Genomic DNA, 18,000 nt, shown 5'->3' with positions numbered 1-18,000 from the left:
ATGGCAACGACCGCAACACCACATGCCGGACATGCCGGCGACGCCGCCGCGCTGCGCCACGGCGCCTGGCCCAGCGCAACCGGCGCGGTCGCGTTCGCACTGTGGGCGCCGGACGCGACCAGCGTGGAACTGGTGTTCGACGACGGCGCCCGGCATCCGCTGGCCGCGGCGGCGGACGGCTACTTCGCCGCCACCGTGGACTGTGCCGCGGGCACCGGCTACCGCTACGCGATCGACGGCGGCCAGCCGGTCCCGGATCCGGCCTCGCGCTGGCAGCCCGACGGTGTGCACGGGTCCAGCGCGGTGCTGGGCAGCGACGGCCATCGCTGGCGCCACGACGACTGGCGCGGCCGGCCGTGGGCCGAAACGGTGTTCTACGAACTGCATGTCGGCGCCTGTGGCGGCTACGCCGGACTGCGCGCGCAGCTGCCGACGCTGGCGGCACTGGGCGTCACCGCGATCGAGCTGATGCCGCTGGCCGCGTTCCCCGGCAAGCACAACTGGGGCTACGACGGCGTGCTGCCGTACGCGCCGGCCTCCGCCTACGGCCATCCCGACGCACTGAAGGCGCTGATCGACGAAGCCCACGGCCTGGGCCTGAGCGTGTTCCTGGACGTGGTCTACAACCACTTCGGTCCGGACGGCAATTACCTGGAGCAGTACGCGTCGCCGTTCTTCCGCGCCGACACGCCGACGCCGTGGGGCGCGGCGATCGATTTCCGGCTGGCGCCGGTGCAGCGCTACTTCATCGACAACGCGCTGATGTGGCTGCACGAGTACCGCTTCGACGGCCTGCGCCTGGACGCGGTGCACGCGATCGTGCCGAACGCGTTCCTGGACACGCTGCGCGAGGCGATCATGGCCAGCGTCCCAGCCGGGCGCCACGTGCACCTGGTGCTCGAGAACGAGGCCAACCAGGCCAGCGTGCTGGAGCGCGGCTACAGCGCGCAATGGGACGACGATTTCCACAACAGCCTGCACGTGCTGCTGACCGGCGAGAACGAAGGCTACTACGCCGGCTTTGCCGATGCGCCGGCACACCACCTGGCCCGGGTGCTCGGCGAAGGCTTCGCCTTCCAGGGCCAGGCCGACCATCGCGGGCATGCGCGCGGTGAGCCGAGCGCACAGCTGCCGCCGCACAAGTTCGTGATCTTCGCGCAGAACCACGACCAGATCGGCAACCGCGCGCGCGGCGACCGGCTGATCACCCAGGTGCCCGAGCCGGCGCTGCGCGCGGCGCTGGCGCTGACCGCGCTGACCCCGATGATCCCGCTGTTCTTCATGGGCGAGCCGTGGGGCAGCCGCACCCCGTTCCTGTTCTTCACCGACTTCGGGCCGCCGCTGGACGAAGCGGTGCGCGAAGGCCGGCGCCGCGAGTTCGCGCATTTCGCCGCGTTCGCCGATCCGCAGCAGCGCGCCACTATTCCCGACCCGAACGCGCTGAGCACATTCGAAGCGTCCATCGCCGACATCAGCGATGCCACTCACGGCGACGGCGCGCGCTGGCGCGACTGGTTCGCGGCGCTGATGGCGCTGCGCCAGCAGCACCTGGTGCCGACGCTGGCGCAGGCGCGCGCCGTGGGCGCACGCACGCTGGGGCCGAAGGCGGTGGCCGCGGGCTGGACCCTGGGCAACGGCGAATGGCACGTGGCCGCCAACTTCGGCGATGCGCCGGTGGCGCTGGACCTGCCCGGCGCCACCGTGCACGCCGAGAACGCCGGCGACGACCCGGCGCAGCTGCCGCCGAACGCATTCGTCGCCCGCTACCGGCCCGGTTCCGCCGTGTGAGCACACGCTGTCGCGACGCCATCGCGACAGCGCCTCCAGCAAGCTGGCCATTGCGCTCGTCGCCCGCGCCCGCGCGCCCGCCCTTCCGGTGCGCGGCAAGCGCAGCGGCGGCCGGGTGTCCTCCTTCCCTCACTGCCGCGGCCCCGACTCGTCCATGACCGATACCCCCCTGCACACCCTGGCGTCGGCCGCCGGCCTGCTGGTCGACTGGATCGACGCGTCCGACACGCCGCACATGGTCGGCGACGACTCCTTGCGCAGCGCGCTCGGCGCGCTCGGCCTGGACGCGCACGACGCCGCCGCCTGCCGCGACAGCCTGCGCCGGTTGCAAGCCACCGGTACCGCCGCGCCGCTGTTGACTGCCGACCTCGGCACCCCGATCGACGCCGGCGGCCCGCCCGGCGCGGCGTACCGGCTCGAGCACGAAGACGGCCGCCGCCGCGACGGCCGCTTCGATGCGCACGGGCGCGTCGCAGCGCTCGACGTCTACGGCTACTGGACCCTGCAGCACGGCGACCGGCACACCACGCTGGCGCTGGCGCCGACGCGCTGCTATGGCGTCGCCGAGGCGGTCGGCGAATCTGCACCGCGGCGCTGGGGCCTGTCGCTGCAGGTGTATTCGGCGCAAGGCCCGCGCGACGCCGGCATCGGCGATGCCGACGGCGTCGCCGCCTGGGCCGAGCGCATCGCCGCTGCCGGCGGCGATGCGCTCGCGCTGAGCCCGGTGCATGCGGCGCGGCCGATCGGCGCGCACTACAGCCCGTATTCGCCCGGCGATCGCCGCTTCCTGGATCCGCTGCAGGCCGCGCCGGCGCGCGTGCTCGGTGCCGCCGCGGCGCAACGCGCCATGCACGCGGCCGGCCTGGAACAGGCCTTCGCCGAGGCGCAAACGCGGCCGTTGATCGACTGGCCCGCCTCGGCTGCGGCGAAGTGGCAGTGGCTGCGCCAGTTGCATGTCGACTTCGCCCAGGCCGATGCCGCGCTGCATGCCGATTTCGCTGCGTTCCAACACGAACGCGGCGCCGCGCTGCGCGACTACGCCGCATTCGCCGCACGCGATTTTGGCGATGCCGATCCGGCTCTGCATGGCTTCGCGCAATGGTTGGCCGCACGCAGTTGGGCCGGGGTGCAGCGGCAGGCGCGCGCCGCCGGCATGGGCATCGGCCTGATCGCCGACCTGGCGGTGGGCTTCGATCCCGCCGGCGCCGAAGCCGCGGCATGGCCGCAGGCGGTGCTGGCCGGATTGGAACTGGGCGCGCCGCCGGACGCGTTCAACGGCGACGGCCAGGCCTGGGGCATCGGCGGCTACTCGCCGGGCGGCTTGCGCGCCAGCGGCTATGCGCCTTTCATCGAATTGCTGCGCGCGGTGCTGCGCGACCGCGGCGGCGTGCGCATCGACCATATCCTCGGCCTGCTGCGGCTGTGGGTGATCCCGCGCGGCGCCGGCTCCGCCGACGGCGTGTACCTGCGCTATCCGCTGCACGACCTGCTGCGGCTGCTGGCGCTGGAATCGTGGCGGCAGCGCGCGATCGTGATCGGCGAAGACCTGGGCGTGGTGCCGGACGGCATCCGCGCCGAGTTGTCGCAGCGTGGGGTCATGGGCATCGACGTGCTGCTGTTCACCCGCGACGCGCAGGGCGCGTTCCTTGCGCCGTCGCGCTGGCGCGGCGATGCGATCGCCACCACCACCACCCACGACCTGCCGACGCTGCACGGCTGGCGCCGCGGCGAGGACATCGACTGGCGGCGGCGCCTGCAGCTGTCCGACGCCGCGCAACAACGCGCCGACCATCTGACTCGCGCTGCCGACGTGGCGCGCATGGACGCCGCGGTCGCTGCGTCGCTGCCGCAGGCGCAGGCGCAGGCCCCCGAACTGGACGCGCTGCGCTTCGTCGCCGCCACGCCTTCGCCGCTGGCGCTGCTGCCGGCCGAGGACGCGCTGGGCCTGGACCAGCAACCCAACCTGCCAGGCACCGTCGATGGCCATCCGAACTGGCGGCGGCGTGTGCCGTCGCCGGACACGGCGGCCGCCAGCGCGCCGCTCGGCACTCGCCTGGACGCGTTCGCGCATGCACGCCGCACCGCCGCCACTGCGCAAGGAACCGACGCATGAGCCTCACCCCGCTGCGCGCCACCGCCCGCCTGCAACTGCACGCCGGATTCACCCTGCTCGACGCCGCCGCGCAGGTGCCGTACTACGCCGGCCTGGGCATCAGCCACCTGTACCTGTCGCCGATCGGCACCGCCGTGCCCGGTTCCACCCACGGCTACGACGTCACCGACCCGCGCCAGGTCAATCCCGAACTCGGCGGCGAGCCGGCGCTGCTGCACCTGTCCGAGCGCGTGCGCGCCCACGGAATGGGTCTGGTCCTGGACATCGTCCCCAACCACATGGCCGCGCACGCCGCCAATCCGTGGTGGTGGGACGTGCTCAAGCACGGCCGGCGCAGCCGCCATGCCGGCTGGTTCGACATCGACTGGCGCGCCCCCGGGCGCGACGGCAAGCTGTGGCTGCCGGTGCTGGACCGGCCGTATGCGCAGGCGCTGAACGAAGGGGCCTTGCAGCTGCGGGTGGGCGAAGACGGTGAGGCGCACCTGGAGCACCACGACCAGCGTTTCCCGATCCGCCTGGAAGGCGCCGTCGCCCAGGACCCGCCGGCCGCGCGCCAGGCCTGGGCGGCACGGCTCAACGAGGCCGTGCGGCTGGGCGACGACGCCCTGCACCGGCTGCTCGAACGCCAGTGCTACCGGCTGGCGTGGTGGCGGGTCGGCAACGACATGCTCAACTACCGCCGCTTCTTCGACATCACCTCGCTGGCGGCGCTGCGCGTGGAGCAGAACGACGTGTTCGCCGCGGTGCATGCCTTGCCGCTGCGACTGGTCGCCGAAGGCCACCTCGACGGCGTGCGCGTGGACCATGTCGACGGCCTGGCCGATCCCACCGCCTATGTGCAGCGGCTGCGTGCGCAGCTGGACCGCGCCGGGCGCCGCCGCGGCATCGGCGCCGGCGGCATCGCGCTGTACATCGAGAAGATCCTGGCGCCGCAGGAGGTCCTGCGCACCGACTGGCCGTGCGACGGCAGCACCGGCTACGACTTCATGGACCAGGTCGCCGGGGTGCTGCACGACCCGGCCGGCGCCGCGCCATTGACCGCGCTGTGGCGCCGGCAGACCGGCCGCAGCGGCGACTTTGGTCAGGAGCAGCGCGCCGCGCGCGACGAGATCCTGCAGGGCTCGCTGCAGGCCGAGTTCGTGCGTACCGTGCAGGCGCTGTCGGCCGCCGCGCACCTGGATCCGGCGACCCGCGAATTCAGTCCGCAGATGCTCGCGCAGGGGCTGGCGGCCTTGCTGCGGCAGTTCGAGGTGTACCGCACCTACGCCGGAGCGGACGGCCTGGACGAGACCGATGCGGCACGCCTGGCGCACGCCGCGCAGCGCGCGCGCGCCGGCGCCGAGCCGCGCATCTGCGCGGCGATCGACGCGATCGAACGCTGGAGCCGCGCCGGCCGCGGCGTCGGCAATGCGCAGGTGGCGGTGCGGCGCATCGTACGCCGGCGCATCGAGCAGTTGTCGGCGCCGCTCAACGCCAAGTCGGTCGAAGACACCGCGTTCTACCGCCACGGCGTGCTGCTGTCGCGCAACGAGGTCGGCAGCGACCCGGGCGTGTTCGCGCTGGCGCCGGCCACGTTCCACGCCGCCAACGCAGCGCGCGCGCAGCGCCACCCGCGCGCGCTGCTGGCCACCGCCACCCACGACCACAAGCGCGGCGAAGACCTGCGCATGCGCCTGGCCGTGCTCAGCGCGCAGGCGCCGTGGTGGGCCGAGCAGGTGGCGCGATTCCAGGCCCTGTCCGCCGACCTGCTGCCGGCGGGCAGCCTCGCGCCGTTGCCCGGCGAGGTCCTGATGTTGTGGCAGATGCTGGTCGCCGCGTGGCCGCTGGCGCTGGCCGGCGACGATGCGGACGGGCTGGCCGACTACGCCGAGCGCCTGGGCGCCTGGCAGTTGAAGGCCGCGCGCGAAGCCAAGCTGCGCAGCTACTGGACCTGGCCGGACGAGGCCTACGAACGCGACGCGCGCGCGCTGCTGGAGGCGGTACTGCTGGCGCCGGCCGGCGCGCCGCTACGCGAGGCGCTGGCCCAGGCCGCGGCCGCATTGGCGCCGGCCGGCGCGCTCAACAGCCTGGTGCAGACCACGCTGCGCCTGACCGTGCCCGGCGTGCCCGACCTGTACCAGGGCAGCGAGGGCTGGGACCTGTCGCTGGTCGATCCGGACAACCGCCGCCCGGTCGACTATGCGCTGCGCCAGGCCTGGCTGCACGACGACACGCCGGCGGCGGCGTTGCTGCGCCACTGGCACAGCGGCCAGGTCAAGGCGTGGCTGAGCGCACGGTTGCTGCAGCTGCGCGGTGCGCATCCGGCGCTGTTCGTGCACGGCAGCTATCGTCCGCTGCACGCGCAGGGAGCGCATGCCGGGCACGTGCTCGGTTTCCTGCGCGAGCACGAGGGCCAGACCCTGGCGGTGGTGGTGCCGCGCCTGGCCGCAGCGGCGCGGGCGCTGGATCCGGCTGCGCCGCTGTGCGCGTCGCTGGACTGGCGTAACACAGTTCTGACGCTACCCGCGGCACAGTACCGGCACGTGTTGGGTGGGCGGTCGCTCGCGGTCTCGGCATCGACGCCGTTGGCGGACCTGCTCGCCGACTTCCCGGTGGCCGTGCTGGCCACCTTCCCCTGACAAGACCGCCATGGACGCAGAAACGCGCAAGCGCCGCATCGAACAACTCGCACACGAAATCTGGGAAGCCGAAGGCCGGCCCGACGGCCGCGCCGCCCGCCACTGGGCCATGGCCGAACGCCTGGTCGACGCCGAAGCCCGCGCCGATCCGCAAGACCATCCGCTTTCCCCGGCCGGCAACGGCCCTGCCACGTTGTAAGGATTCTGCATGCCGCCTCGCAATCTCGCCCGCCGCTCCCGCATCCGCGAAGGCCGCTCGTATCCGCTCGGCGCCACCTGGGACGGCCTGGGAGTCAATTTCGCGCTGTACTCGAGCAATGCCACCAAGGTGGAGCTGTGCTTGTTCGACGAGCGCGGCCGCGAGGTCGAGCGCATCGCGCTGCCCGAGTACACCGACGAGATCTGGCACGGTTACCTGCCCGACGCGCGGCCCGGCCAGTTGTACGGCTACCGCGTGTACGGTCCCTACGCGCCCGATGCCGGGCACCGCTTCAATCCCAACAAGCTGCTGCTCGATCCCTACGCCAAGCAACTGGTCGGCGAGCTGAAATGGGCGCCGGCGCTGTTCGGCTACACCATCGGGCACAAGGACGCGGACCTGAGTTTCGACCGCCGCGACAGCGCCGCCTACGTGCCCAAGAGCGCAGTGATCGATCCGGCCTTCACCTGGGGCAAGGACCAGCGCCTGCAGACGCCGTGGGACCGCACGGTGATCTACGAGACCCACGTGCGCGGCACCACCATGCGCCACCCGGCGGTGCCCGAGGCCTGGCGCGGCACCTTCTCCGGGCTCAAGGTGGACGAGGTGGTGGAACACATCAAGCGGCTCGGCATGACCGCGGTGGAACTGCTGCCGGTGCACGCCTTCGTCGACGACGAATACCTGCTCAAGCAGGGCCTGCGCAACTACTGGGGCTACAACACCATCGGCTTCTTCGCGCCGCAGCCGCGCTACATGGCCACGCGCACCGTGGCCGAGTTCAAGCAGATGGTGGCGCGGCTGCACCATGCCGGGCTGGAGGTGATCCTGGACGTGGTCTACAACCACACCGCCGAAGGCAACGAGCTCGGGCCGACGCTGTCGTTCAAGGGCATCGACAACGCCAGCTACTACCGCCTGGCGCAGGACCGGCGCTTTTACATCAACGACACCGGCACCGGCAACACCTTCGACCTGACCAACGCCGGCGCGCTGCGCATGGTCAACGACTCGCTGCGCTACTGGGTGTCGGAGATGCACGTGGACGGCTTCCGCTTCGACCTGGCCACCATCCTCGGCCGCGAGCATCACGGCTTCGACCCCAAGGGCGGCTTCCTCGACGCCTGCCGCCAGGATCCGCTGCTGAGCCAGGTCAAGCTGATCGCCGAGCCGTGGGACGTGGGCCCGGGCGGCTACCAGGTCGGCGGCTTCCCGCCGGGCTGGTCGGAGTGGAACGACAAGTTCCGCGACAACGTGCGCGCGTTCTGGCGCGGCGACGAAGGCCAACTGGCCGAACTGGCCACGCGCCTGACCGGCTCGGCCGACCTGTTCAATCATCGCGGGCGCCGTCCCACCGCCTCGGTCAACTTCGTCACCGCCCACGACGGCTTCACCCTGCACGACCTGGTCAGCTACGCGCACAAGCACAACGAGGCCAACGGCGAGGACAACCGCGACGGCTCGGACAACAACATCTCGGCCAACTACGGGGTGGAAGGCGAGAGCGACGACGCGCAGATCAACGCGCTGCGCCTGCGGCAGATGCGCAACATGCTGGCCACGCTGCTGTTGTCGCAGGGCACGCCGATGCTGCTGGCCGGCGACGAGTTCGGGCGCAGCAAGGGCGGCAACAACAACACCTACTGCCAGGACAACGAGCTGACCTGGCTGAACTGGGAGAGCGGCGAGCGCGCCCAGCCGCTGACCGAGTTCGTGACCCGCCTGACCCATCTGCGTGCGCATTACCCGCTGCTGCACCGCGCGCGCTTCTTCGACGGCGCCTACGACGAAGAGCTGGGCATCAAGGATGTGAGCTGGCTGGCGCCGGACGGCGAGGAAATGACCGAAGCGTCCTGGCACGACCCGCACGCGCGGGCGCTGATGATGCGCCTGGACGGCCGCGCGCCGTCCAGCGGCTTGCGCCAGGCGGGATCGAACGTGACCTTGCTGATGATCGTCAACGGCGCCGCCGAGGATGTCGCATTCACCCTGCCGCTGGTCGAGGGCGAGCATTGGCGTGTGCTGATCGATACCGCCGAGCGCGACCACGCGCATGGTCTTCCCTGCGGTTCGCAATGGCACGGCATGGGCTATTCGCTGGCCCTGCTGGCGGCCGAGCGCGACGGCAAGGCCGCCGCGGCCCAGCACCAGAACGCCGCCCCCGCGCCGCCGCCGACGGCGTGAATGCGCCGCCGGCAGGATGGGAAGCGCCGGCGCGGACGGGTGTCCCGCCGACCGAGGCGATACCCGCCTTGCAGGAGGGGCGCCGGCCCCGAGCGCTGCCGCTCGACACGCGCCCGCCGGCCGCTGCGCCGGCCACGGCCGACGCTGCTGCTGAAGCGTGCCGTCCGGCCCTGGCGCGGCGCCAGGCGCCGCCATCGGATCGACTTTTCGGTATCGTTGGCCGGCGCGACGCGCAACATGCCGGCGTTGCCGACGCACGTCGGTCGATCCGCCGCACGATGCCATGCGGCGCGACCGCCGCGCGCCGTCCCCCAGCCCGAGGAATCCGCATGCCGCTGTATCCGATGTTCGCCGATCTTGCCGGGCGCCGCGTGCTGGTGGTCGGCGGCGGCGAGGTGGCGATGCGCAAGATCGAGGCGCTGCTGCATGCCGGCGCGCAGGTGCTGGTGTACGCGCATGCGCTCAATGCCACGGTGGCGCAGTGGCTGGCGCAGGGGCGTTTACAGCGGGTCGATGGCGATTTCGATCCGCACTGGCTGGATGCCGCCTGGCTGGTGGTCGCGGCCACCGACGACACCGCCTTCAACCGCGAACTGGCCGCGCAGGCCGGGCAGCGCCGCAAGCTGGTCAACGTGGTCGACGACGCCGAGCTGTCCACGTTCCAGGTGCCGGCGATCATCGACCGCGACCCGCTGCTGGTGGCGATCTCCTCCAGTGGCGCGGCGCCGATGCTGGCGCGGCGCCTGCGCGAGCGCTGGGAGGCCGAACTGGACCACTCCTACGCACAGCTGGCGCAGTTGTTCGCGCGCCACCGCGAGGCGATCCGTGCGCGCTTGCCGCAGTTGGCGCAGCGCCGGCGCTGGTTCGAACAGGTGCTGGAAGGGCCGGTACAGGTCCTGCTGCAGAGCGGCCAGGCGCAGGCGGCCGAACAGGCGTTCCGCGACGCCCTGCAGCCCAGCGGGCAGGAAGTCCCGCGCCGCGGCAGCGTGTGGCTGGTCGGCACCGGCAGCGGCGATCCCGGCGCGCTGACCCTGAAGGCGCTGCGCGCGCTGAACCAGGCCGATCTGCTGCTGTGCGATCCGGCGGTGGATGCCGCGGTGCTGGGCTTGGCGCGCCGCGATGCCACGCGGCGAACGTTGCCCGCCGACGCCGCCAAGCATCTGGCGCTGCTGATCGGACAGGTGCAGGCCGGGCAACGCGTGGTCAGCCTGAAGCCGGGCGATGCGTTCCGGCAGGCGCCGCACGCGCAGTTGGCCATGCAACTGACCGCGGCCGGCATCGCCTGCGATGTGGTCGCGGGCGTGGCACGGTAGCCTTCCGACAACCGGGCGCAGATTCCATCCTCGCCTCCGCTGCGCGGGCGGCCACCCAACCGTCCGGCAGAAATGGCGCTCGGGGCAGGGGGCGCACCAGGCAGTTGCTTCGCAATCGGGAGTGGTGCGGCGTCAAGGGCGCGCGCCGCGCTGTGCGGGAATCGCAGCGCCGCGCGCCAGGGCGGCATTCGACCGGCGCACTTTCGATCCAAGTGATGCCACTTCTGGGAGCGAGTTCAGTCGCGACGAGCTTTACAGGTAGAGCCATTCGCCACTGATGGCCCGAGGCCGCCCGGAGTCGCTCCCACAACACTCCGCTGGCTGCAAATACCCGAGTCGGAAATGCGCTAGCTGCGCAAGCCCACCCCGCGCCGCAGCAGCCACAGCGACAGCGCCGCCAGCACCGCGACGAAGCCCAGCATCAGCACGTAGGCCACCCACAGCGGCACGTCGCTGCTGCCGAGCAGGCCGTAGCGGAAGGCGTTGACCATGTAGAAGACCGGGTTGGCGTGGGTGGCGGCCTCGGCCCAGCCAGGCAGCAGCTTCACCGAATAGAACACGCCGCCCAGGTAGGTCAGCGGGGTCAGAATGAAGGTCGGCACGATCGCCACGTCGTCGAACTTTTTCGCGTACACGGCGTTGACGAAGCCGGCCAGCGAGAAGATCGTTGCGCCCAGCAGCACCGTGCTCAGCGTCACCAGCGGATGCGGGATGCGCACCGGGGTGAAGCACATGGCGATGACCAGCACGATCGCGCCGACCAGCAGCCCGCGCAGCACCGCGCCGGCCACGTAGCCCCACAGGATCACCCAGTTCGGCATCGGGCTGACCAGCAGCTCCTCGACGTGGCGGCCGAACTTGGCGCCGAAGAACGAGGAGGAGATGTTGCCGTAGCTGTTCTGGATCACGCTCATCATCACCAGCCCGGGGACGATGAACTGCATGTAGCTGTAGCCGCCCATGTCGCCCACGCGCGCGCCGATCAGCCCGCCGAAGATCAGGAAGTACAGGGTCATGGTGATCGCCGGCGGCACCAGGGTCTGGCCCCAGATGCGCAGGATGCGCTTGACCTCGCGGCGCACCACGGTGAGCAGGGCGATCCAGTTGCGCTGGGCCGGCGTAGCGTCGGGAAGCAGGGATTGCGGTTGGATTGGAGTGTTCATCGGCGTCTGGCGAAAGAGGAATCAGGTGGCGGCGGGAAGCTGCGGCGCATCCGCGTCCGCGGCGCCCGGGCCGCCGCCGGCGACGGCCGCAGGCTGGCCGGTGCGGTGGTCGCCGGTGAGGCGCACGAACAGCTCCTCCAGGCGGTTGCTCTTGGTGCGCATCGAACGCACGCGGATGCCGGCGTCGCCGAGCGCGGCGAACACGCGGTTGAGGTCCATCGCCCGCGGCATGTCCAGGTCCAGCGTATGCGCGTCCTGCGCCAGCAAGGTGGTGCCCGCGATCGCCGGCAGCTGCGCCGGCAGCTCGCCGTCGATGTCCAGCAGGAAGCCTTCCACGTCGAGTTTGGCCAGCAGTTCGCGCATCGGGCCCTGCTCGACGATGCGGCCGTGGTCGATGATCGCCAGGTTGCGGCACAGGCTCTCCGCTTCCTCCAGGTAGTGCGTGGTCAGGATGATGGTGGTGCCGGCGGCGTTGATCTCGCGCAACACCCGCCACATGTCGCGGCGGATCTCGATGTCCACGCCGGCGGTGGGTTCGTCCAGGATCAGCAGGCGCGGCTGGGTCATCATCGCGCGGGCGATCATCAGTCGCCGCTTCATGCCGCCGGACAGGGTGCGGCTCATCACCTGCGCCTTCTCCCACAGGTGCGCGAGCTTGAGTTCCACTTCGGCCAGGCGCTCGGCCTCGGCGCGCGGCATGCCATAGAAACCGGCGTAGTTGACCAGGATGTCGAAGGGCTTCTCGAACAGGTTGAAGTTGATCTCCTGCGGGACCAGACCGAGCAGCCGCATCGCCGCGCTGCGCTGAGCGGTCAGGTCGGTGCCGAACACCTCGACCTGGCCGGCGCTGAGGTTCACCAGCGAGCTGACGATGCCGATCAGGGTGGACTTGCCGGCGCCATTGGGACCGAGCAGGGCGAAGAAGTCGCCCGGCAGCACGTCCAGCGAGACGCCGTGCAGCGCCTGCACGCCGTTGTCGTAGGTCTTGCGCAACTCGCGCACGCGCAGCGCAGGCAACTGGTTCTGGTGGAGCAGGGGGGAGGCGGGAGTCAAGGCGGGCCTTTCGCGCTCTGTCGTCGGCGCTGGAGAAATGCAGCGGCTATTATAGGAGACCTCGTGGGCTCGGCCCCGGCCACAGACTGTTGCAACTTCGTGCCTGCCCAATTCCCGTTGAAACTGGTCGATCGCCGCATGCTGGCCCCGGCCGTCGGCCACTACCGCTTCGTCCGCGACGACGGGCAGCCTCTGCGGTTCGTGCCCGGCCAGTTCTTGCAGGTGCATTTCCACTACGCCGACGGCACCGCGACCAAGCGCAGCTATTCTCTGGCCACCCGTCACGACCCGGCGCAGCCGGCCGACGCGGTGGCCGAGATCGCGGTCAGCTTCGTCGCCGGCGGCGCGGCCACGGCCTTGTTCGAGGGCCTGGAGATCGGCGGGCAGGTCTCGGCCAGCGGCCCCTACGGGCGATTCTGCCTGAACCAGGGCGACGCCAACCGCCGCTACCTGCTGGTCGCTACCGGCACCGGCGTCACCCCGTATCGCTCGATGCTGCCGCTGCTGGAAGCGGCGATGGCCGAGCGTGGCGTGGAGGTGCTGCTGCTGCTGGGCGCGCGCACGCCGGCCGAGCTGCTGTACGGCGACGAGTTCGGCGCCTTCGCCGAGACGCATCCGCGCTTCCGTTTCGTGCCGTGCTTCTCGCGCGAACTGCCGGCGGAGCCCCACGCGGACGTGCGTCATGGCTACGTGCAGCAGTTCCTGGCCGAGTTCGCGCCGCAGGCGCAGGGCGACATCGCCTACCTGTGCGGCAATCCGGACATGGTCGATGCCTGCTTCGATGCGCTGAAGGAGGCTGGCCTGCCGGTGCAGCACATCCGCCGCGAGAAGTACGTCAGCAGCAAGTAGCGCCTGCGCGCCGGGCGCCGATCGTGCGGCATGCGCGGTTGGCCGGGCTCGACGGCCTTGGCGCGGGGCGGCCGCGATCGCCCTGGACGAGGGAGTGGGTAGCATCGCGCGCTGATCGCATCGATGGCCAGTGTCGTGTCTCGCCACTTGTAAAGGACGCTTGACAGCCGGCACGCTCGCGCGCATCCTCCTGTAAAGCGGGCTTGACAGGGGGATGTATGCGCAACGTCGTGGTGGCATTCGATCGGTGTCGTTCGGGCTGGGTCGGCGCCGTGGCCGGAGTTCGCCGGTGAGCGTGTGCAAGCGCAATGCGATCGCGGTGCTGTGCCCGAGCGTGGCGCTGCTCGCCGTGGCGCCCTGGCTGCCGTTGCGCAGCGACGCTTATCTGCGCGGGTTGTTGATCGGTCTCGGCATCGGCGGCCTGTGCCTGGCGATCATGCTGTGGTGGTCGCCGGGCAGCCTGCGCGACAGCGCGCCGCCGGCGCTGGCGCTGGCGCGTCGCTACTACCGCGAGTGCGTGCCGCCGATGCTGCTCTACGTCGGCGTGATGCTGTGCTGGAAACGCCTGTTCGATGGCGTGGAGGCGGACTGGGCGCGGGTGCTGATCGCGCTGTTGCCGGCGCTGCTGCTGGCGCTGGTGATCCGCGCGGTGGCGCGCTTCGTGCGCGATTCGGACGAGCTGCAGCGGCGCATCGAACTGGAGTCCATCGCCATCGCCGCCGGGCTGGTCAGCGGCGGCTACATGACTGCCGGTTTCCTGCAGGCGGCGGACGTGATCGCGCTGCCGGCGTCGGCGGCGATGCTGTGGGTGTTCCCGCTGCTGTGCGCGACGTACGGCATCGCCAAGGTCGCCAATGCGCGCCGCTACCAATGAACAGCCGCATCCGCGAACTGCGCGAGGCGCGCGGCTGGTCGCAGGGCGAACTGGGCGAGCGGCTGGGCGTGTCGCGGCAGACCGTCAATGCGCTGGAAACCGGCAAGTACGATCCGAGCCTGCCGCTGGCGTTCCGTATCGCGCGGCTGTTCGCGCACAGCATCGAGCAGGTGTTCCTGTTCGACGATGCCCAGTGACGCGTTCGACCTGCCACCGGTCACCGACGACGCCATGCCCCGGCATGGCATCCTGCAAGCCATGAACTCAAGGATGCGAACCATGCCACACCCATGCAGACCGCTCGCCGTCGTGGCGACGACCTTGCTGCTCGCCGCTTGCCAGGCCGGGCACGCGCCAGCGCCGCAGAACCAGGGCCGCAGCTACGGCACGCTGCGCTTCCATCCGTGCACGCTGACCAGCCCGGTCGCCGCCAACAACGTCGAGGCGCAGTGCACGCGCATGCCGGTGCCGGAGAATCCGGCAGCGCCCGGCGGGCGCAAGATCGAACTCAACATCGCCTGGCTGCCGGTCACCGGCCAGGGCGGAAGCGATCCGGACCCGGTGTTCTTCATCGCCGGCGGTCCCGGCCAGGCGGCGACCGAGGTGGCCAGCATCGTCGACTTCGCCCTGCGTGAAACCCGCAAGCGCCGCGACGTGTTCCTGATCGACCAGCGCGGCACCGGCCAGTCCAATCCGCTGACCTGCCTGGGTGCGGACGGCAAGGAAATGCAGCTGGCCGATCCGGCGCGCGCGCCCACCGCGGCCGAAATCGCCCACTACGCCAAGCGCTGCGCGCAGTCGCTGCAGGGCCGCGCCGATCCGCGCTACTACACCACGACCCAGGCCATCGTCGACCTGGACGCGGTGCGCGTCGCGCTCGGCGTGGACAAGCTCAACCTGATCGGCGGCTCCTACGGCACTCGCGTCGCCCAGCACTATGCGGCGCGCTATGCGGCGCACACGCGCAGCGTGGTGATCGACGGCGTGGCGCCCAACGACCTGGTGGTCGGCGGCGAATTCGCCACCACCTTCGAGGACGCGATCAAGCTGCAATCGGAGCAGTGCAAGGCCACCCCGGCTTGCGCCAAGCGCTTTCCCACCGACACCCGCGCGCAGTTGCGCACGGTGGTGGAGCGGCTGCGGCAGGCGCCGGCGGAGGTGGACTACCGCGACCCGGCCAGCGGCGAGAGCAAGCACGACCGGGTCACCGCCGACACCGTCACCAGCCTGGCGTTCTCGTTCTCGTATGCGCCGCAGACCGCATCGCTGCTGCCGCTGGTGCTGGACGAGGCCGCGCACGAACGCTATGCGCCGCTGATGTCGCTGGCGCAGATGATGGGCAAGCAACTGCAGGGGCAGATGAACCGCGGCATGCAGTGGTCGGTGATCTGCGCCGAGGACGCCGACCGCTATCATCCGCCTGCCGCCGGCGCCGACACACTGCTCGGTCCGGAGGTGGTGCAGATGTTCTTCGCCGCGTGCCCGTCGTGGCCGACCGGCACGCGCCCGGCCGATTTCACTGCGCCGTTCAAGTCTCAGCTGCCGGTATTGCTGACCTCCGGCGAGCTGGATCCTGTGACCCCGCCGCGCTATGCCGCACGCGTGCTGCAAGGCCTGCCCAACGGCCGCCACCTGGTGGTGCGCGGCCAGGGCCACGGCACCATGACCTTGGGCTGCATGCCCAAGCTGCTGAGCCAGTTCTTCGAGAACGCCGATGCCAAACAGCTCGACGCCACCTGCCTGAACCCGATGAGCGGCGTGCCGGCCTTCACTTCATTCAACGGATGGGAACCATGAGCCGCGCAGCGTTTCGCAGGGAGGACCGCGCATGATCGTCGCCGACAATCTGCACAAGGCATTCAAGACCAAGGCCGGCACCGTCAACGCGGTGCAAGGCGTCAGCTTCGAGGCGGCCGACGGCCAGATCACCGGCCTGCTCGGCCCCAACGGCGCCGGCAAGACCACCACCTTGCGCATGCTGTACACGCTGATGGCGCCCGACCAGGGCCAGGTGCGGGTGGACGGCATCGACGTCGGCCAGGACCCGCTGGCGGTGCGCCGCGCGCTGGGCGTGCTGCCGGACGCGCGCGGCGTGTACAAGCGCCTGACCGCGCGCGAGAACATCGCCTACTTCGGCGAACTGCACGGGCTGTCGGCGGCGCGCATCGCCGCGCGCACGCGGCTGCTGTCGGCGGCGCTGGACATGGACGACATCCTCGACCGCCAGACCGAGGGCTTCAGCCAGGGCCAGCGCACCAAGACCGCGATCGCGCGCGCATTGGTCCACGACCCGCGCAACGTGATCCTCGACGAACCCACCAACGGCCTGGACGTGATGACCACCCGCGCGATGCGTGGCTTCCTGCGCGGGCTGCGCGCCGAAGGACGCTGCGTGATCTTCTCCAGCCACATCATGCAGGAGGTGGCGGCGCTGTGCGACCGCATCGTCATCGTCGCCAAGGGCACGGTGGTGGCCGCCGGCAGCGCCGACGAACTGCGCGTGCTGACCGGCCAAGACAATCTGGAAGACGCCTTCGTCAAGGCGATCGGCAGCGACGAAGGACTGCACGCATGAGCCTGTTTCGAACCGTCTTCACCGTGATGCGCAAGGAATTGCGCGATCTTGCGCGCGACCGCCGCACCCTGGCGCTGGCCTTGCTGCTCGGCCCGCTGCTGTATCCGGCGCTGATCCTGGGCATGGGCGCGCTGGCCGAGAGCCGGGTCAGGACCCAGATCGACAAACCGCTGGACATCCCGGTGATCGGCCGCGAACGCGCGCCGAACCTGGTCGCGTTCCTGGCCGCGCAAGGCCTGAACGCGGTGGCGCCGCCAAAAGACCTGACCGCGGCGATCCGCAGCCAGGACGTGGACCTGGCGCTGAAGATCGACGAGGACTACGCCAATGCCTGGCGCGAGGGGCGGCCGGCGCTGGTGGAGATCGTCAAGGACAGCACCCGGCGCGACGCCGACATCCCGACCGCGCGGGTGCAGGCGGCGCTGAGCATGTACAGTCAGCAGGTCGGCGCGCTGCGGCTGCTGGCACGCGGCATCGATGCGCAGGTCTCGCGGCCGCTGGACATGGCCATCCAGGACCTGGCCACCGCCGAGGCCAAGCGCGGTGCGCTGCTGGCGATCCTGCTGCCGGTGCTGCTGACCATCACCTCCTTCATCGGCGGCGCCTACCTGATCCTGGATGCCACCGCCGGCGAGCGCGAGCGGCAATCGCTGGAACCGCTGCTGGCCACGCCGGCCTCGCGCGGCGCCATCGTCAGCGGCAAGATCGCCGCCGCCTGCGTGGTCGGGCTGGCCTCGCTGCTGCTGACCCTGCTCGCGTTCAAGCTCAGCGCACAGGTCGCCAGCGGCATCGGCCGGCAGCTCAACGTCAGTTTCGCGGCCATGTTGCAGATGCTGTTCGTGCTGCTGCCGATGCTGTTCATCGGCACCTCGCTGCTGACCGTGCTGGCCGCGGCGGCCAAGAGCATGAAGGAGGCGCAGAGCCACATGACCTGGCTGATGCTGCTGCCGATGCTGCCCGGCTACGCGCTGATGGTGTATCCGCTGAAGACCACGCTGTGGCAGTTCGCCGTACCGTTCCTGGCGCAGAACCAGATGCTGCTGAAGATCATCCGCCGCGAACCGATCGACCTGCAAATCTGGGCGGTATACCTGGCCGCCGGCTTCGGCCTGGCCGCGCTGCTGTGGCTGGCCGCGGTCCGCCGCTACCGGCAGGAGCGGCTGGCGATATCGGGGTGAGGAGCTCGGGATTGGGGAGTCGCAAAAGCCGCAGGTACCGATGCAATACGATCGCTGCTATATCGCTGCTTCGCTCTTGCCAATCCCCAATGC

14 protein-coding genes are annotated in these 18,000 nt (G+C 70.8%); 12 read left to right on the top strand and 2 right to left on the bottom strand.

Annotated elements, in window-relative coordinates:
• From treZ to G4Q83_RS15135, 6 genes are all read left to right on the top strand, one after another.
• Positions 1-1,788, top strand: coding sequence for a malto-oligosyltrehalose trehalohydrolase (gene treZ, locus G4Q83_RS15160; protein ID WP_185817228.1), 1,788 nt, complete (start codon positions 1-3; stop codon positions 1,786-1,788).
• Positions 1,789-1,942: 154 nt separating this feature from the next.
• Positions 1,943-3,901 (top strand): 4-alpha-glucanotransferase, encoded by a 1,959-nt coding sequence (locus tag G4Q83_RS15155; protein ID WP_128419404.1) that lies wholly within the window; start codon positions 1,943-1,945, stop codon positions 3,899-3,901.
• Positions 3,898-6,519, top strand: coding sequence for a malto-oligosyltrehalose synthase (treY, locus tag G4Q83_RS15150; RefSeq protein ID WP_128419403.1), 2,622 nt, complete (start codon positions 3,898-3,900; stop codon positions 6,517-6,519). The genes G4Q83_RS15155 and treY overlap by 4 nt, the downstream gene beginning before the upstream one ends.
• Positions 6,520-6,529: 10 nt before the next feature.
• Entirely contained in the window at positions 6,530-6,718 is a 189-nt protein-coding gene (locus G4Q83_RS15145; RefSeq protein ID WP_128419402.1) for a DUF2934 domain-containing protein, read from the top strand.
• Between the two features lie 9 nt (positions 6,719-6,727).
• Complete coding sequence (glgX, locus tag G4Q83_RS15140) at positions 6,728-8,902, top strand: glycogen debranching protein GlgX (protein ID WP_128419401.1); 2,175 nt, start codon at positions 6,728-6,730, stop codon at positions 8,900-8,902.
• A gap of 329 nt (positions 8,903-9,231) precedes the next feature.
• Positions 9,232-10,215, top strand: coding sequence for an NAD(P)-dependent oxidoreductase (locus G4Q83_RS15135; protein ID WP_128419400.1), 984 nt, complete (start codon positions 9,232-9,234; stop codon positions 10,213-10,215).
• 347 nt (positions 10,216-10,562) lie between these two features.
• Here the strand turns inward: G4Q83_RS15135 and G4Q83_RS15130 are convergent, their stop codons facing one another.
• Both G4Q83_RS15130 and G4Q83_RS15125 read right to left on the bottom strand, forming a co-directional pair.
• On the bottom strand, positions 10,563-11,378 hold the full coding sequence (locus G4Q83_RS15130; protein ID WP_128419399.1) for an ABC transporter permease: 816 nt from the start codon (positions 11,376-11,378) through the stop codon (positions 10,563-10,565).
• Between the two features lie 21 nt (positions 11,379-11,399).
• Positions 11,400-12,413: an ABC transporter ATP-binding protein gene (locus tag G4Q83_RS15125; protein WP_246432396.1), complete on the bottom strand. Its 1,014-nt coding sequence runs from the start codon at positions 12,411-12,413 to the stop codon at positions 11,400-11,402.
• Between the two features lie 156 nt (positions 12,414-12,569).
• On the opposite strand from G4Q83_RS15125, the gene G4Q83_RS15120 reads away from it, so the two are divergent.
• The 6 genes from G4Q83_RS15120 to G4Q83_RS15095 all read left to right on the top strand — a co-directional run bounded on the left by G4Q83_RS15120 (position 12,570) and on the right by G4Q83_RS15095 (position 17,907).
• On the top strand, positions 12,570-13,280 hold the full coding sequence (locus G4Q83_RS15120) for an FAD-binding oxidoreductase (RefSeq protein WP_343068489.1): 711 nt from the start codon (positions 12,570-12,572) through the stop codon (positions 13,278-13,280).
• 289 nt (positions 13,281-13,569) lie between these two features.
• Entirely contained in the window at positions 13,570-14,154 is a 585-nt protein-coding gene (locus G4Q83_RS15115; RefSeq protein ID WP_128419397.1) for a hypothetical protein, read from the top strand.
• On the top strand, positions 14,151-14,351 hold the full coding sequence (locus G4Q83_RS15110) for a helix-turn-helix transcriptional regulator (protein WP_128419396.1): 201 nt from the start codon (positions 14,151-14,153) through the stop codon (positions 14,349-14,351). Before G4Q83_RS15115 ends, G4Q83_RS15110 begins: the two co-directional genes overlap by 4 nt.
• A gap of 82 nt (positions 14,352-14,433) precedes the next feature.
• Positions 14,434-15,951: an alpha/beta hydrolase gene (locus G4Q83_RS15105; protein ID WP_128419395.1), complete on the top strand. Its 1,518-nt coding sequence runs from the start codon at positions 14,434-14,436 to the stop codon at positions 15,949-15,951.
• A gap of 31 nt (positions 15,952-15,982) precedes the next feature.
• Positions 15,983-16,729: an ABC transporter ATP-binding protein gene (locus tag G4Q83_RS15100; protein WP_128419394.1), complete on the top strand. Its 747-nt coding sequence runs from the start codon at positions 15,983-15,985 to the stop codon at positions 16,727-16,729.
• On the top strand, positions 16,726-17,907 hold the full coding sequence (locus tag G4Q83_RS15095) for an ABC transporter permease (RefSeq protein WP_128419393.1): 1,182 nt from the start codon (positions 16,726-16,728) through the stop codon (positions 17,905-17,907). Before G4Q83_RS15100 ends, G4Q83_RS15095 begins: the two co-directional genes overlap by 4 nt.
• Positions 17,908-18,000: the final 93 nt, after the last annotated feature.

Source organism: Xanthomonas theicola (genome assembly GCF_014236795.1).
Classification (GTDB): Bacteria; Pseudomonadota; Gammaproteobacteria; order Xanthomonadales; family Xanthomonadaceae; genus Xanthomonas_A; species Xanthomonas_A theicola.
The sequence above is the reverse complement of the archived record's forward strand: the minus strand, read 5'-3'. Positions and strand labels throughout refer to the sequence as shown.

Coding starts and splice junctions, on each gene's coding strand:
- treZ (WP_185817228.1), top strand. CDS start 1: ATGGCAACGACCGCAACACCACATGCCGGACATGCCGGCGACGCCGCC.
- G4Q83_RS15155 (WP_128419404.1), top strand. CDS start 1,943: ATGACCGATACCCCCCTGCACACCCTGGCGTCGGCCGCCGGCCTGCTG.
- treY (WP_128419403.1), top strand. CDS start 3,898: ATGAGCCTCACCCCGCTGCGCGCCACCGCCCGCCTGCAACTGCACGCC.
- G4Q83_RS15145 (WP_128419402.1), top strand. CDS start 6,530: ATGGACGCAGAAACGCGCAAGCGCCGCATCGAACAACTCGCACACGAA.
- glgX (WP_128419401.1), top strand. CDS start 6,728: ATGCCGCCTCGCAATCTCGCCCGCCGCTCCCGCATCCGCGAAGGCCGC.
- G4Q83_RS15135 (WP_128419400.1), top strand. CDS start 9,232: ATGCCGCTGTATCCGATGTTCGCCGATCTTGCCGGGCGCCGCGTGCTG.
- G4Q83_RS15130 (WP_128419399.1), bottom strand. CDS start 11,378: ATGAACACTCCAATCCAACCGCAATCCCTGCTTCCCGACGCTACGCCG.
- G4Q83_RS15120 (WP_343068489.1), top strand. CDS start 12,570: ATGCTGGCCCCGGCCGTCGGCCACTACCGCTTCGTCCGCGACGACGGG.
- G4Q83_RS15110 (WP_128419396.1), top strand. CDS start 14,151: ATGAACAGCCGCATCCGCGAACTGCGCGAGGCGCGCGGCTGGTCGCAG.
- G4Q83_RS15105 (WP_128419395.1), top strand. CDS start 14,434: ATGCCACACCCATGCAGACCGCTCGCCGTCGTGGCGACGACCTTGCTG.
- G4Q83_RS15100 (WP_128419394.1), top strand. CDS start 15,983: ATGATCGTCGCCGACAATCTGCACAAGGCATTCAAGACCAAGGCCGGC.
- G4Q83_RS15095 (WP_128419393.1), top strand. CDS start 16,726: ATGAGCCTGTTTCGAACCGTCTTCACCGTGATGCGCAAGGAATTGCGC.